This window comes from Microbacterium sp. 1S1, from assembly GCF_008271365.1.
Taxonomy (GTDB): Bacteria; Actinomycetota; Actinomycetes; order Actinomycetales; family Microbacteriaceae; genus Microbacterium.
Window position 1 is genome coordinate 2,687,415 of the sequence record NZ_CP043430.1, and the last position, 14,446, is coordinate 2,701,860.

Consider the following 14,446-nt stretch of genomic DNA (forward strand, 5'->3'; position numbering starts at 1 on the left):
TCCTCCTCGATGCGCAGGCCGAGGAAGGAAGGCGACCTCGACCGGACGTCAGCGTCCCGCCCTCGAGGATCCTCGGTCGAGGGGGTTGCTTTTTCGTCGGCAAGAGTGATTCGTGCCGCTGTCCCCGGGGCGAAGTAGATTCGTGCCGTGGACCCCGCACCTCTCCTTCCCGGTCCCTGCGCACTGTGCGGGGCCCTCACCGGAGTCCGCACGGCCGGCGCGTGGCACTGCGCGCTCTGCGGCTGGCGGGTCGGAGACTCCCCCGACCCCGACCTCCCGTTGCCGCGGATCGATGTCGTGTACTACCTCCGGTTCGACGAGCGCGTGAAGATCGGCACGAGCAGGCGGCCCCGCAGCCGTCTGGCGAGCATCCGCCACGACGAGCTCCTCGCCTTCGAGCAGGGCGACCGCGCGCTCGAGCAACAGCGACACCGCGAGTTCGCGTCCGCTCGCGAGGGAGGCGAGTGGTTCACACTCACCCCCGACATCCGTGCCCACATCGCGCGCCTGCAACGGGATGGCGACCCCTGGCATCAGTACGCTCGCTGGCTCAGCGCCGCACTCCGCGGCTGATCACGTCTATCACCGCGGAACCGATCGCACCAGGGGATCCCGCGCCTCGGCCGCGAGCGGCAGACTCTCTTCCGAACGGGCGCATCCGACGCCCCGCGTGAGAGGACCGGACATGAACGGACGAGAGAACATCCCCGCCGACGACGTCAGCGCGCAGGATCCGCTCGCCGGCGACGGGAGCGGCGACCCGAACAGCGATCGCCAGTTCCTCCAGGACCTGCCTCCTGCGCAGGTCGACACGGAGCAGCAGCAGGCGCATCAGCAGGAGTCCGACGAGGAGGAGTGATCCTCCCGCATCGACATGTCGAGGGGCGCCCCGGTCAGCGCTCCGGTCGCCCCTCGGCGTGTTGGGGTCAGGTGGTCGCTGCGCGCCCCCGGGCGCTCTCCGGCTGCGGCTGCGAGAAGAGCACGACGACGATGACGGCGGCGCCGACGACGACGTGCGGGAGCCAGACGTTCAGTGCCTCGTCCGCGAAGCCGAACAGCCACGGCGACAGCGCGAGGAAGAGACTGGCGACGATGTCGAAGACGAGGTGCACCGGCATCGGGATCAGGCCGAAGGGACCCCACTCGTACTTCGTGAAGAGGCTGTAGACGATGAGGCCGACGCCGAGCACGATCGGGATGACGACGGCTGCCCCTCCCACGCCCGCGAAGCCGAAGAGCCAGGGGGCGGCGATGAGAGCGATCCCGACGACGTAGTCGAGAATTCCGTGGACCTTGGTCGGGATGAAACGCATGATTCCTCCTTGGGTGCCGCCGGCGGCGACTCACCAGGAGGTTCGGAGCCCTGCCCCTGTCGGATGGGAACGCGGCGCTCGCCTCAGCTCTGCGCCCATCCGTATCGCCGTTGGAGCGCCGCCGCGACCCGTGCATACCGGGTACGGTCCAGCGCTGCCGCCTCACGACGCAGGCCGCGCTCATGGACGCTGTAGAGCTGCTCGATGTCGACCCACGATTCGCGCCCCTGGGCATCCCACTGCCCGCTCCCGATCGACAGGTAGTCACGGTCGCCGTCATGCGGCCTGCTGGTCAGCCGCACCGCGTACACGCGCTCGGACGACTGCCGCCCGATCACCAGGACCGGTCGGTCCTTGCCGCGGCCGTCGTTCTCCTCGTAGGGAACCCAGGTCCAGACCACTTCGCCCGCATCCGGCGCCCCGTCACGTTGCGGCGCGTAGGCCACGCGGACGGCCGGCATGCGGCTGGGATCGAGCCGCACGGTCTCCGTTCCGCGGGCACGCCCCGGTTCGACTCCCGCATCCGCCGCGGTCGCGGACGGGCTCTCACGCTCGACGTCCGTCCGCAGACGCGCGTCCGGGCGCCGCGGACCGGGAGAGGTCCGCGACGCCCGGGGGAGCCCACTGCTCGACGCAGGAGGCCCGCGAGTGTCTTCAGGATGCCGTTGCTGGTCGTGCCCACACGGTCACCCTAACCGTCGTCACGCATCCGCGAGAGCGTAGCCCTCCTCGCCGTGTACGACCTGGTCGACACCGGCGATCTCGTCCTCGTTCGTGATGCGGAACCCGATCGTCTTCTGGATCACGAAGCCGATCACCCACGCCACCACGAAGGAGTAGATCAGCACGCCCGCGGCCGCGATCACCTGGACGGCGAGCTGGCGGGCGTCACCGCCGACGAACAGTCCGGTGCCGGTGGCGAAGAAGCCGAGGTACACGGTGCCGATGAGGCCGCCGACGAGGTGGATGCCGACCACATCGAGCGAGTCGTCGAAGCCGAGGCGGAACTTCAACTCGACCGCGAGAGCGCAGACGACTCCGGCCACCGCTCCGAGCAGGAGGGACCAGCCAGGAGTGAGGTTCGCGCACGCCGGGGTGATCGCGACGAGACCCGCCACGGCGCCGGAGGCGGCACCGACCGAGGTGGGCTTCCCGTCCTTGATGCGCTCGATGAGGATCCAGCCGAGGATGGCGGCCGCCGTCGCGCCGAGCGTGTTCAGACCGATGAGGCCCACCCCGCCCATGTCCTCCGCGAGCCACTCCGCACCGGCGTTGAAGCCGAACCAGCCGAACCACAGCAACGCGGCGCCCAGCAGGGTCAGCGGCACGTTGTGCGGCTTCAGGATGCCCTTCTGGAAGCCGATGCGCTTGCCGAGGACGAGGGCGAGGGCGAGGGCCGCGGCGCCCGCGTTGATGTGCACGGCCGTGCCGCCGGCGTAGTCGATCACGCCGATCCCGCTGTCCTCGCCGAACAGGGTCGTCCCGAGGTTCATGATCCAGCCGCCACCCCAGACCCAGGCCGCGACCGGGAAGTAGCCGACCGTGGCGAAGACGCCGGCGAAGATCAGCCAGCTACCGAACTTCGCCCGATCGGCGATCGCCCCGGAGATGAGGGCGACGGTGATGATCGCGAACGTGGCGCCGTAGGCGACGCTGAGGAGCGCGACGTTCGAGCCCTCCCCCGACGCCAGGCTCGACAGACCGATGTCGGCGAACGGGTTGCCCGCGAAGGCGGTCGGGCTGTCGACGGCGCTCATCGAGAAGCCGAAGAGAATCCACAGCACGGCGACGAGGCCGATCGAGCCGAAGCTCATCATCATCATGCTGACGACGCTCTTCGCCTTGACGAGACCGCCGTAGAAGAAGGCGACGCCGGGCGTCATGAGCAGCACCAGTGCCGTCGCGGTGATCGCCCACGAGATGTTGCCGGGAGCATCCATAGGAAAACCTCACATCCGAAGTAATTGAGAGCTTCAGTGTGACCACGCACGGTTTCGCCCATGCGTGAGGTTTGTTTCCCTGCTGTTACAGGCGCGCTCCGCGTGTGAACATCGCGTTACGCGGGCCTGCGGGCTTACGCAGAATGCGTGAGCGCGTTGAGCCGGGAGATGGCGCGCAGGTACTTCTTGCGGTAGCCACCGGCGAGCATCTCGTCGGAGAACACGCCGTCGAGCCCGAGGCCCGTCGCGAGGATCGGGATCTGGGCGTCGTAGACGCGGTCGACGAAGGCCACGAAACGCAGGGCCTCCGACTGATCGGTGAGCTGCCGCACGCCCCGCAGCCCGACTCGGTGCAGGCCGTCGATGAGCCGGATGTAGCGCGAGGGATGCACCTGGGCCAGGTGCCGGATGAGGTCGTCGAACGCGTCGTCCGAGACGGCGCCGTCAGCCGCGGCCGCGTCCAGGGCGGCGCCGTAGGCGACATCGTCCAGTGCCACGGCGTGGCCGTCGATCGCGCGCTGCCGGAAGTCGACGCCGTCGATGCGCAGGGTCTGGAAGCTGTCCGCCATCGCGTGGATCTCGCGGAGGAAGTCCTGCGCGGCGAAGCGTCCCTCTCCGAGGGCGTTCGGCGGCGTGTTGGATGTCGCCGCGAGTCGAGTGCCTGTCGGCACGAGCTCGCCCAGCAGCCGCGTCATGACCATGGTGTCGCCCGGGTCGTCGAGCTCGAACTCGTCGATGCACAGGAGATCGGCACCCTTGAGGAGGTCCACGGTGTTCTTGTATCCGAGGGCGCCCACCAGTGCGGTGTACTCGATGAACGACCCGAAGTACTTCCGCCGGGCGGGCATCGCGTGGTAGATCGATGCGAGCAGATGGGTCTTGCCCACGCCGAAGCCGCCGTCGAGGTAGACCCCGGGCTTGAGCTCCGGCTCCTTCTTCGCCCGACTGAACAGACCGCCGCGCTTGACGGGAGCACCGCGACCTGCGAAGCGGAGCAGCGTCTGCTTCGCCTCCTCCTGCGAGGGGTAGGCGGGGTCCGCCCGGTAGCTGTCGAACGTGGCGTCGTCGAACTGTGGCGGCGGCACCAGGCTCGCAAGCATCTCAGGTCCGCTGACCGTCGGCATACGGTCGGTGAGCTGGACGGTTCCGGTGCGGGTGGTCGGGTCGGTCATCACGGTCCTGAATCAGGCAACGGCCTGTGTCGAAGTCTTACGGATCGGGTCCCGGGGGCGCGCGGAGGATCTATCGTCGAAGGGACGGATCCACACTACGCCGTCCGCACCACCCGCTCGCCCGCTCACCGCTACGGAGACCCCATGGCCATCGAGTTCGACTCCTCCTCCCCGAAGTTCGCCGAGTACGCCGAGCCCGGCCGCCTGGTGACGACCGAGTGGCTCGCCGCCCACCTGGGTGAACCCGGCCTCGTGGTCGTCGAGTCCGACGAGGACGTCCTGCTCTACGAGACGGGCCACATTCCCGGCGCGGTGAAGGTGGACTGGCACACCGAGCTCAACGACCCGGTCGTGCGCGACTACGTCGACGGCGAGGGGTTCGCGGAGCTGCTGAGTCGCAAGGGCATCGCCCGCGACGACACGGTGGTCATCTACGGCGATAAGAACAACTGGTGGGCAGCCTACGCACTGTGGGTGTTCTCGCTGTTCGGCCACGAGGACGTCCGCCTTCTCGACGGCGGTCGTGACCGCTGGATCGCGGAGGGGCGTGAGCTCACGCGCGAGGCGACGAACCGTCCGGCCACGGAGTACCCGGTGGTGGAGCGTGACGACTCCGTCATCCGCGCGTACAAGGAGGACGTGCTCGCCCACCTCGGCAACCCCCTGATCGATGTGCGCTCGCCGGAGGAGTACAGCGGCGAGCGGACCACCGCTCCCGCCTACCCGGAAGAGGGGACGCTGCGGGCCGGCCACATCCCCACCGCGCAGAGCGTGCCGTGGGCGAAGGCCGTCGCCGAGGACGGCGGCTTCAAGAGCCGCGCGGAACTCGATGCCATCTACCGTGACGGCGCCGGGCTGCAGGACGGTGACGATGTCGTGGCATACTGCCGCATCGGGGAACGCTCCAGCCACACCTGGTTCGTACTCAAGCACCTGCTCGGCTTCGAGAACGTCCGCAACTACGACGGCTCGTGGACCGAGTGGGGCAGCGCCGTGCGCGTCCCCATCGTGACGGGTACGGAGCCCGGCACGGTCTGAGGTGGGAGAATGGCGGGGATGAACGCGCCCGCACTGCCCGAGACCCTCGCCGAGATCCGCGACGGATTCCTGGAGACCCCGGAGTCGGACCGCCTGCTGCTCCTACTCGAGTACGCCGACGAGCTGCCCTCCGTGTCCGACGAGGTGGCCGCTCATCCGGAGATGTGCGAGCGTGTCGCGGAGTGCCAGTCACCCGTGTACATCTACGTCGAAGTGCACGACGATGTGGTGACGATGCACGCGACCGCACCGGAGGAGGCGCCGACGACGCGCGGCTTCGCGAGCATCCTCGTGCAGGGAATCAGCGGGCTGACCGCGGACGAGGTGCTGGCGATCCCCGAGGACTACCCCCAGTCGATCGGGCTCACCAAGGCGGTGTCGCCGCTGCGGATCGGCGGAATGACGGGGATGCTGATGCGAGCGAAGAACCAGGTCAGGCAGAAGCGCTGAAGCCCTGCTCCGCGAGCCACTCCGCGATCGCCGTCGTCCAGCCCTTCTCGTCGTAGTTCCAGAGCTTCGTGTGCCGGGCGACCGTGAAACGTGGCATCGTCACCAGGTCAGGTCGAGCCTCCTGCAGCGCGTGCGAGGCGTCCGCCGGCACGAAGCCGTCGTCGTCGCTGTGCAGGATGAGGATCGGGCACTGCAGCTCGTCGGCGCGCGCGACCATGTCGAGGCGGTCGAACAGGATCGGCTCATCGGCACCGCTCAGCTTCGCCGTCAGCGGGAGCTGCAGCGCGCCCATCGCCAGCTCCGGCAGCGGCGCGCGTACGCGCGCGACCTTCGCCTGGAAGCGCAGCACGGTCCGCCAGTCGACGACCGGCGACTCGAGGATGATCCCGGCGATGCGGTCGCGGTGACCGGAGTTGACGGCCACCTGGAGCGACACTGCGCCGCCCATGGACCACCCCATGAGGATGACCCGTTCGGCGCCGTGGCGCAGCGCGTAGGCGATGCCCGCGTCCACGTCCCGCCATTCCGCCGCTCCGAGCGCGTACGCCCCCGCCCGCGTCCGCGGGGCCTCGCCGTCGTTCCGGTACGACACCACGAGCGTCGGCAGTCCAGCCGCGTGGAGCGCGGGCACGGCACGAAGGCACTCTGAGCGCGTGGCACCGCGGCCGTGTACCTGGATGACCCAGGCCGACGAATCACCGGGGAAAAACCACGCGGGGCATGGGCCGGCCGGTGAGCCGATGAGGACGTTCTCCCACCGCAGGTGCAGCTCGCTCGGCGAGGTGTAATAGCTCCCGCTGAAGGATGCTCCGCGGTCCACCCGCGCGCCCGGCTCGACCTTCGTGAGGAGCTTCCGCCGTACCGTCGTGCCGTCCGCGCTGAGGACGGCTCCGAGCTTCAGGTACCCGTAGGTGCCCGTGGTGAAGAGCCCGTACCGGCCGGGCAGCTCGGTGTCACGGGTACGGCGGAGCTCGATCGTCTGCGCGCCGGTATCGATCGCGAGGATCTCGGTGTCCTGGATGCGGCTCCGCAACGGGGTCACGACCCGTCTGGCCACCGCGAGCACGAGGAATCCGGCGGCGGTCCCCAGGGCGAGGAGCGCGGGGACAAGGATCGCAACGGCGTGCCTGAGACTCTTCATCGCCTTCCGACTCTAGCCTGTTGCCGTGACCGCACACCCCGAGGCCGGGACGCCCTTCGACGCCGCCGTCGCCGAACTGCGCGCGACCGCGTTCCGCGACGATATCGCGGTCCGCGAGATCCCGACGCCGCAGAATCTCGCTCCCTTCGCCATCGCGTTGTCGGCGGACGTCCGTCCCGGCGAGGACGGCGACTCGGTTTACGGGACAGGGCGGTTCATCCTGCTCCACGACCCCGAGGAGCCCGACGCGTGGGGCGGCGCCTGGCGTATCGTGATCTTCGCCCAGGCACCCCTCGAGACCGAGATCGGCACCGACCCCCTGCTCGCCGATGTCACCTGGTCCTGGCTGGTCGATGCGCTCGACTCCCGGGACGCGGTCTACCACTCCCCCTCCGGCACCTCGACCAAGACGCTGTCGAAGGGATTCGGTGGGCTCGCCGACGAGGGGGACGGGGCACAGATAGAATTGCGGGCGTCCTGGACTCCGGATGGCCCGTTCCGACCGCACGTCGAAGCATGGGCCGAGCTGGTCGGAATGCTGGCGGGACTTCCGCCGGGTTCCGAGGGCATCGCCGTGATCGGCGCGCGAAAGGCTGTACGTGACTGAATACTCCGTGATCTCCGATACCGAGGAGTTCCGTGCGGCTTGCGTCGCGCTCGCCGCGGGCACCGGCCCCGTGGCGGTCGACGTCGAACGGGCATCCGGCTTCCGCTACTCTCAGCGCGCCTACCTGGTTCAGGTCTTCCGGCGCGACGCCGGCGTGTTCCTGTTCGACCCGCCCGCCATCGGCGACTTCGCGCCCCTGCAGGAGGCGATCGGCGATGCAGAGTGGGTTCTCCATGCCGCCAGTCAAGACCTGCCGTCGCTGCGGGAGCTGCACCTGGAGCCGAAGGAGATCTTCGACACCGAGCTCGCCGCCCGCCTGCTCGGGCACGACAGGGTGGGACTCGCCGCGGTCGTCGAGGACACGCTGGGCATCACGTTGAAGAAGGAGCACTCCGCCGCCGACTGGTCCACGCGTCCGCTGCCGGATGCCTGGCTGGAGTACGCCGCACTGGACGTCCTTCACCTCGTGGACGTGCGTGACGCCCTCGTCGCAGAGCTCGCCGAGCAAGGCAAGACCGAGTTCGCCGCCCAGGAGTTCGCCGCGACTCTCTCCCGCGCGCCGAAAGCTCCGCGGGAGGATCCGTGGCGTCGGCTCAGCGGGCTCCACCAGGTCCGTGGCGCCCGCAATCTCGCCGTCGCCCGCGCGCTGTGGGAAGCCCGTGAGATGTACGCGCAGCAGCAGGACATCTCGCCCGGGCGCCTCGTGCCCGACCGCTCGCTCGTCGCGGCGGTCCTCGCCAACCCCACCTCCAAACAGGCGCTCGCCGGTGTCAAGGAGTTCCAGGGTCGCGCGAGCCGCACGCAGCTGGACCGCTGGTGGCAGGCCATCGTGGAGGGCCGCGCCGCCGAGACTCTGCCCCGCGAACGGGTGCCGAGCGACGCGCTTCCGCCGCCCCGCGCCTGGGGCGACCGCAACCCGGAGGCGGATGCGCGCCTGAAGGCCGCCCGTCCCGCGGTGGAGGCCGTCGCCGAGCAGCTGGGCATGCCCACCGAGAACCTCCTGACGCCCGACTTCCTCCGCCGCGTTGCCTGGGACTTCCCCGGCAGCACCGCCGCGGACGTCGGTGCCGCGTTGTCCACCCTCGGGGCGCGCCCCTGGCAGGTTGAACAGACTGCACAGAAGATCGCCGACGCCTTCGTAGAGGCAGCACAATCGCCCGACACGACCTCCGCGACCGCTTCGTAGGTTCGATCCAACCGATTCCTCCCGGTTTCCGGCGGTTCATAGACTGAGGCCACCGCACTAATTTGGAGGCAGAGTGGCCGAGATCTCGGACGTCTTCTTCGTCGATGGAGTGCGCACCCCCTTCGGGCGCGCCGGCGAAAAGGGCATGTACTGGAACACCCGCGCGGATGACCTCGCCGTGAAGGCGACCATCGGCCTGATGGAGCGCAACGCGGCCGTCCCGGCGGACCGTATCGACGATGTCGCCATCGCGGCGACGAGCCAGACCGGAGACCAGGGGCTCACCCTGGGGCGGTCGGTGGCGATCCTCGCCGGGCTCCCCCAGACCGTTCCCGGCCTCGCCGTCGAGCGCATGTGCGCCGGCGCGATGACGAGCGTCACGACGATGGGTGCCTCGATCGGCGTCGGCATGTACGACCTCGCGCTCGCTGGCGGCGTCGAGCACATGGGACACCACCCGATCGGAGGGAACGCGGACCCGAACCCCCGCTTCGTCGCGGAGAAGATGGTCGACCCGGGCGCGCTGAACATGGGCGTCACCGCCGAGCGCATCTTCGACCGCTTCCCGCACCTCACCAAGGAGCGCTCGGACCGCTACGGCATGCGCAGCCAGCAGAAGGTGCAGGCCGCCTACGACGCCGGAAAGATCCAGCCGGACCTCGTACCGGTCGCGATCAAGGGTGCAGACGGCGCCTGGGGACTCGCCACGGAAGACGAGGGCCGCCGCCCGCAGACGACGATGGAGGACCTCGCCGGCCTCAAGACGCCGTTCCGTCCGCACGGGCGCGTCACCGCCGGAACGTCTTCCCCGCTCACCGACGGTGCGACGATGTCGCTGCTCGCCGGAGGTGGCGCCGTCAAGGAATTCGGCCTCGCACCGAAGATGCGCATGGTGTCCTTCGCCTTCGCCGGCGTCCAGCCCGAGATCATGGGCATCGGCCCGATCCCGTCGACCGAGAAGGCGCTCAAGAAGGCCGGCCTCGACATCTCCGACATCGGGCTGTTCGAGCTCAACGAGGCGTTCGCGATCCAGGTCATCTCGTTCCTGGACCACTTCGGGATCGACGACGACGACCCGCGCGTGAACCCGTGGGGCGGCGCGATCGCCGTCGGCCACCCGCTGGCCGCCTCCGGCGTCCGCCTCATGATCCAGCTCGCGGCGCAGTTCGCCGAGCGCCCCGACGTGCGCTACGGCCTGACGGCGATGTGCGTCGGTCTCGGTCAAGGCGGCTCGGTCATCTGGGAGAACCCGCACTACGACGGAAAGAAGAAGAAGTGAGCTACGACGACGTCGACTTCTCGCCCATCCAGGCACTCACCGAGGGAGAGGTCGTCACGCACTCCCCCGTGCGCGACATCCGACTCGCGTCCGGCAAGGTCCTCGCCCTGATCACGCTGGACAACGGTCGCGATCACACCCGACCGAACACGCTCGGGCCGGCCACGCTGACCGAGCTCGGTGAGACATTGGACGGTCTCAAAGCCCGTGCGGCAGCCGGCGAGATCCAGGCGGTGGGCATCACCGGCAAGCAGTACATCATGGCGGCCGGCGCCGACCTCTCGGACATCAGCAAGGTCGGCTCGCGGGACAACGCGCGTCTGATCGCCCAGCTCGGCCACAAGGTGCTCGGGAAGCTGAGCGAGCTCGGCGTGCCCTCCTTCGCGTTCGTCAACGGCCTGGCGCTGGGAGGCGGTCTGGAGATCGCCCTGAACTCCACGTACCGGACGGTCGACGCGTCGGCCGCGGCCGTGGCGCTCCCCGAGGTCTTCCTCGGCATCATCCCCGGCTGGGGAGGGGCGTACCTCCTGCCGAACCTCATCGGCATCGAGAACGCCCTCGAGGTCGTCATCTCCAACCCGCTCAAGCAGAACCGTATGCTGAAGCCCCAGCAGGCCTTCGATCTCGGCATCTTCGATGCGATCTTCCCCGCTGCGAACTACCTCGAGAACTCGCTCGCCTGGGCGGACGCCGTCCTCGGCGGCAAGAGGGTCGAGCGCAAGAACGAGCCGGGCAAGATCGAGCGTCTGACCAAGTGGCCGATCGCGATCAAGATGGCACGCGGCATGCTGGAGTCCAAGATCGGCACCGTCCCGAAGTCTCCTTACGCCGCCCTCGAGCTGCTCGACAAGGCGAAGAGCGGAACCAAGGCGGAGGGTTTCGCGCGCGAGGACGAGGCGCTCGCCGAGCTCGTGACGGGCGACCAGTTCGCGGCCTCGATGTACGCTTTCGACCTCGTGCAGAAGCGTGCGAAGCGCCCCGTCGGCGCCCCTGACAAGCAGCTCGCGAAGAAGGTCACGAAGGTCGGGATCATCGGCGCGGGTCTCATGGCCAGTCAGTTCGCGCTGTTGTTCGTGCGCAAGCTGCAGGTTCCGGTGCTCATCACCGACCTCGACCAGGCACGCGTCGACAAGGGCGTCGCCTACATCCACGAGGAGATCGGCAAGCTGGAGGCCAAGGGCCGTGTCGACGCGGACACCGCGAACAAGCTGCGCGGCCTCGTCACGGGCACGACCGACAAGAGCCTCTACGCGGACTGCGACTTCGTCATCGAAGCCGTGTTCGAGGAGGTCGGCGTCAAGCAGCAGGTGTTCGGGGAGATCGAGAAGATCATCGCGGAGGACGCCGTGCTCGCCACGAACACCTCGTCGCTGTCGGTGGAGGAGATCGGCGCGAAGCTCGCCCACCCCGAGCGGCTCGTCGGCTTCCACTTCTTCAACCCGGTCGCGGTGATGCCGCTGATCGAGATCGTGAAGACGCCGTCCACCGCCGACACCGCGCTCTCGACCGCTTTCGTCGTCGCCAAGAACCTCGGCAAGAACGCGGTGCTCACCGCCGACGCCCCGGGCTTCGTGGTGAATCGTCTGCTCGCGAAGGTCATGGGCGAAGCGGCACGCGCCGTCTACGAGGGCACTCCGATCGCCGAGGTTGAGAAGGCGTTCGCGCCCCTCGGGCTGCCGATGGGGCCCTTCCAGCTCATCGACCTCGTCGGCTGGAAGGTCGCCGCGCACGTGCAGGACACCATGGTGCGGGCGTTCCCCGACCGGTTCTATGCCAACGAGAACTTCCACGCCCTGGCCGAGCTCGACCAGGTGGTGGAGAAGGACAAGGGCGGCCGCGTGGTCGGGTGGACGAAGCAAGCCGAGAAGGTCCTCAAGCCGGCCGTCGGCAAGGCTCCGGCGTCGCCGGCCACCATCCTGCAGCGCGTGCAGGACGGGCTTGCTACCGAGATCAAGCTGATGCTGGACGAGGGCGTCGTTCCGGAGGTCGAGGACATCGACCTGTGCCTCATCCTCGGAGCCGGCTGGCCTTTCATCGACGGCGGGGCATCGCCGTACCTCGACCGCGAGGGTGCGTCCGAGCGTGCGTTCGGCGGCTCCTTCCACACCCCGCAGATCCGGGGCGTGGAGAGCCGCTGATCACGCCGCCGAAGGGGGTCGCGCCATGGGCGCGGCCCCCTTCGTCGTGCGGACGGGGCCTGTCGAGCGGCCCACGCGTCTCGTCCGCGTGAAGCGAACCGTCGTCAGTGGCGCTCGTGCAGCGGGAGCTCGATCGCGCCGGTCTCCCCGGCGTGGCGCGCCTTGGGGACGCGGGTGCCCAGGACCTGCGCCACGACGTCCTGTGCGATCTTCGACGCGGTGAGACCGGCGTCGGCGAGGATCTGGTCGCGGGAAGCGTGATCGATGAACTCGTCGGGAAGCCCAAGCTCGTCCACCGCCGTGTCGATGCCGGCCTCGCGGAGCACCTGCCGCACGCGCGTGCCGATGCCGCCGACGCGGATGCCGTCCTCCAGCGTGATCACCAGGCGATGCCGTGCGGCGAGCTCCACGACGGAGGGCTGCACGGGGATCGCCCAGCGGGGATCGATCGCCGTGGCTCCGATGCCCTGGGCCCGCAGTCGATCCGCCACGTCGACCGCCAGCGCAGCGAAAGGGCCGACGGCGACGATGAGGACGTCTTCGCCCTCGCCACGCGCCAGCACGTCAACACCGTCGGCGAGCCGCTCGAGCGCCGGCAGGTCGGCGGAGACGTCTCCCTTCGGGAAGCGGATGACGGTCGGGGCGTCCTCCACCGCGACGGCCTCGTCCAGCGCTTCGGTCAGACGCGCGCCATCGCGGGGAGCGGCGATGCGGATGTGGGGGACGATCTGCAGCATCGCGAGGTCCCACATGCCGTGGTGGCTCGGGCCGTCCGGACCGGTGACCCCGGCGCGATCGAGCACGAACGTGACGCCGGCCCGATGCAGCGCCACGTCCATGAGGACCTGATCGAACGCACGGCCCATGAACGTCGCGTAGACGGCGACGACCGGGTGCAGACCGCCGTACGCGAGTCCGGCGGCCGAGGCCACCGCATGCTGTTCGGCGATGCCCACGTCGTAGACACGGTCGGGGAAGCGCTCCGCGAAGGGCGCGAGGCCGGTGGGCCGGAGCATGGCGGCGGTGATGGCGATCACGTCCGCGCGACGCTCCCCCACCTTCACGAGCGCGTCGGAGAAGACGTCGGTCCAGCCGCGGCCTCCCGAGGAGAGCGTCTCCCCCGTCGTCGGGTCGATCTTGCCGACCGCATGGAACTGGTCGGCCTCGTCATCGCGCGCCGGCTGGTACCCGCGGCCCTTCTCGGTGATCGCGTGCACGATGACCGGCGCGCCGTAGGACTTCGCGAGCTCCAGCGTCTCCAGCAGGGCGGGCAGGTCATGGCCGTCGACCGGGCCGAGATACTTGATGTCGAGGTTGGAGTACAGTGCCTCGTTGTTCGTGAACCGCGAGAGGAAGCCGTGCGTGCCGCCGCGAACGCCGCGGAACACCGCGCGCCCCACCGGTCCGAACGCACGGAACAGTCGATCGGACTTGTGGTGGAGGTCCTTGTAGGCCGCGGCCGTGCGGACCCGGTTGAGGAAGCGGGACATGCCGCCGATGGTCGGGGCGTACGAGCGACCGTTGTCGTTGACGACGATGACGAGGTTGCGGTCGTTGTCATCCGAGATGTTGTTCAGCGCCTCCCACGTCATGCCGCCGGTCAGGGCACCGTCACCGACGACCGCGACCACATGCCGATCGGAGCGCCCCGTCGCGGTGAGAGCACGGGAGACGCCGTCGGCCCAGCTCAGCGAGCTGGAGGCATGCGACGACTCGACGACGTCGTGCGGGCTTTCCGCTCGCTGCGGGTAGCCGGCCAGGCCGCCGCGGACGCGCAGCTTCGAGAAGTCCTGGCGGCCGGTGAGGATCTTGTGCACGTAGGACTGGTGGCCGGTGTCGAAGATGAAGGGGTCGTCCGGCGACGAGAACACGCGGTGCAGGGCGATCGTCAGCTCCACGACACCGAGGTTCGGACCGAGGTGTCCGCCCGTCTGCGAGACGTTCTCGACGAGGAAGGTGCGGATCTCGGAGGCGAGTTCTTCCAGTTGCTCCGGTGAGAGTCGATCAAGATCGCGCGGTCCAGAGATGCTCGGAAGAATGGGCATCTGCGCCTCCTCACAGGCCTCGACAGAGCGTCACGAGCGGGTGCGGACGCCTCCACGATCCTACCGCTCGGAGCCGGGAATCTACCGAGCGCGTGAGCCCCTTGACACGGCGGAGGGGCTCCCGTCCGTAGACAGGA

General features: G+C 69.1%; 14 protein-coding genes. 8 read left to right on the forward strand and 6 right to left on the reverse strand.

From position 1 onward, the window contains the following. Nucleotides 1-147 precede the first annotated feature (147 nt). Both FY549_RS13035 and FY549_RS16550 read left to right on the forward strand, forming a co-directional pair. Nucleotides 148-573, forward strand: coding sequence for a GIY-YIG nuclease family protein (locus tag FY549_RS13035; RefSeq protein ID WP_187614870.1), 426 nt, complete (start codon nucleotides 148-150; stop codon nucleotides 571-573). A 112-nt stretch (nucleotides 574-685) separates the two neighbouring features. Next, complete coding sequence (locus FY549_RS16550; RefSeq protein WP_187614871.1) at nucleotides 686-859, forward strand: hypothetical protein; 174 nt, start codon at nucleotides 686-688, stop codon at nucleotides 857-859. Nucleotides 860-926: 67 nt separating this feature from the next. Here FY549_RS16550 and FY549_RS13040 read toward each other — a convergent pair whose 3' ends face one another. From FY549_RS13040 to zapE, 4 genes are all read right to left on the reverse strand, one after another. Further along, the gene (locus FY549_RS13040) at nucleotides 927-1,313 is read right to left on the reverse strand and encodes an SPW repeat protein (RefSeq protein WP_149085391.1); all 387 of its coding nucleotides are present in this window, start codon (nucleotides 1,311-1,313) and stop codon (nucleotides 927-929) included. An 83-nt stretch (nucleotides 1,314-1,396) separates the two neighbouring features. After that, a complete protein-coding gene (locus FY549_RS16940) occupies nucleotides 1,397-1,774 on the reverse strand; it encodes a type II toxin-antitoxin system PemK/MazF family toxin (RefSeq protein ID WP_149085392.1) in 378 nt (125 codons plus the stop codon). Nucleotides 1,775-2,014: 240 nt separating this feature from the next. Then, nucleotides 2,015-3,253 (reverse strand): ammonium transporter, encoded by a 1,239-nt coding sequence (locus FY549_RS13050; RefSeq protein WP_149085393.1) that lies wholly within the window; start codon nucleotides 3,251-3,253, stop codon nucleotides 2,015-2,017. Nucleotides 3,254-3,387: 134 nt separating this feature from the next. Beyond that, nucleotides 3,388-4,425 (reverse strand): cell division protein ZapE, encoded by a 1,038-nt coding sequence (gene zapE / locus FY549_RS13055; protein ID WP_149085394.1) that lies wholly within the window; start codon nucleotides 4,423-4,425, stop codon nucleotides 3,388-3,390. 144 nt (nucleotides 4,426-4,569) lie between these two features. On the opposite strand from zapE, the gene FY549_RS13060 reads away from it, so the two are divergent. Further along, nucleotides 4,570-5,463, forward strand: a complete 894-nt coding sequence (locus tag FY549_RS13060) for a sulfurtransferase (RefSeq protein WP_060922078.1) — start codon at nucleotides 4,570-4,572, stop codon at nucleotides 5,461-5,463. Nucleotides 5,464-5,481: 18 nt separating this feature from the next. Continuing rightward, complete coding sequence (locus FY549_RS13065; protein WP_149085395.1) at nucleotides 5,482-5,913, forward strand: SufE family protein; 432 nt, start codon at nucleotides 5,482-5,484, stop codon at nucleotides 5,911-5,913. Here FY549_RS13065 and FY549_RS13070 read toward each other — a convergent pair. Beyond that, nucleotides 5,897-7,054 (reverse strand): alpha/beta hydrolase family protein, encoded by a 1,158-nt coding sequence (locus tag FY549_RS13070; protein ID WP_149085396.1) that lies wholly within the window; start codon nucleotides 7,052-7,054, stop codon nucleotides 5,897-5,899. The two genes, FY549_RS13065 and FY549_RS13070, sit on opposite strands and share 17 nt — an antisense overlap. A 25-nt stretch (nucleotides 7,055-7,079) precedes the next feature. Between FY549_RS13070 and FY549_RS13075 the strand changes: the two genes are divergently transcribed. From FY549_RS13075 to FY549_RS13090, 4 genes are all read left to right on the forward strand, one after another. Further along, nucleotides 7,080-7,661 (forward strand): DUF3000 domain-containing protein, encoded by a 582-nt coding sequence (locus tag FY549_RS13075; protein ID WP_149085397.1) that lies wholly within the window; start codon nucleotides 7,080-7,082, stop codon nucleotides 7,659-7,661. After that, the gene (locus FY549_RS13080) at nucleotides 7,654-8,847 is read left to right on the forward strand and encodes a ribonuclease D (protein WP_149085398.1); all 1,194 of its coding nucleotides are present in this window, start codon (nucleotides 7,654-7,656) and stop codon (nucleotides 8,845-8,847) included. The genes FY549_RS13075 and FY549_RS13080 overlap by 8 nt, the downstream gene beginning before the upstream one ends. Before the next feature lie 73 nt (nucleotides 8,848-8,920). After that, nucleotides 8,921-10,126, forward strand: a complete 1,206-nt coding sequence (locus tag FY549_RS13085; protein ID WP_149085399.1) for a thiolase family protein — start codon at nucleotides 8,921-8,923, stop codon at nucleotides 10,124-10,126. Next, the gene (locus FY549_RS13090; protein ID WP_149085400.1) at nucleotides 10,123-12,264 is read left to right on the forward strand and encodes a 3-hydroxyacyl-CoA dehydrogenase NAD-binding domain-containing protein; all 2,142 of its coding nucleotides are present in this window, start codon (nucleotides 10,123-10,125) and stop codon (nucleotides 12,262-12,264) included. Before FY549_RS13085 ends, FY549_RS13090 begins: the two co-directional genes overlap by 4 nt. A 104-nt stretch (nucleotides 12,265-12,368) precedes the next feature. Here the strand turns inward: FY549_RS13090 and dxs are convergent, their stop codons facing one another. Continuing rightward, a complete protein-coding gene (gene dxs, locus FY549_RS13095; protein WP_149085401.1) occupies nucleotides 12,369-14,309 on the reverse strand; it encodes a 1-deoxy-D-xylulose-5-phosphate synthase in 1,941 nt (646 codons plus the stop codon). Nucleotides 14,310-14,446: the final 137 nt, after the last annotated feature.

Excerpts from the sequence above, each read along its gene's own strand:
- dxs (WP_149085401.1), bottom strand. The coding sequence starts at position 14,309 with ATGCCCATTCTTCCGAGCATCTCTGGACCGCGCGATCTTGATCGACTC.
- FY549_RS13050 (WP_149085393.1), bottom strand. The coding sequence starts at position 3,253 with ATGGATGCTCCCGGCAACATCTCGTGGGCGATCACCGCGACGGCACTG.
- FY549_RS16940 (WP_149085392.1), bottom strand. The coding sequence starts at position 1,774 with ATGCCGGCCGTCCGCGTGGCCTACGCGCCGCAACGTGACGGGGCGCCG.
- FY549_RS13040 (WP_149085391.1), bottom strand. The coding sequence starts at position 1,313 with ATGCGTTTCATCCCGACCAAGGTCCACGGAATTCTCGACTACGTCGTC.
- FY549_RS13070 (WP_149085396.1), bottom strand. The coding sequence starts at position 7,054 with ATGAAGAGTCTCAGGCACGCCGTTGCGATCCTTGTCCCCGCGCTCCTC.
- FY549_RS13060 (WP_060922078.1), top strand. The coding sequence starts at position 4,570 with ATGGCCATCGAGTTCGACTCCTCCTCCCCGAAGTTCGCCGAGTACGCC.
- FY549_RS16550 (WP_187614871.1), top strand. The coding sequence starts at position 686 with ATGAACGGACGAGAGAACATCCCCGCCGACGACGTCAGCGCGCAGGAT.
- FY549_RS13065 (WP_149085395.1), top strand. The coding sequence starts at position 5,482 with ATGAACGCGCCCGCACTGCCCGAGACCCTCGCCGAGATCCGCGACGGA.
- zapE (WP_149085394.1), bottom strand. The coding sequence starts at position 4,425 with ATGACCGACCCGACCACCCGCACCGGAACCGTCCAGCTCACCGACCGT.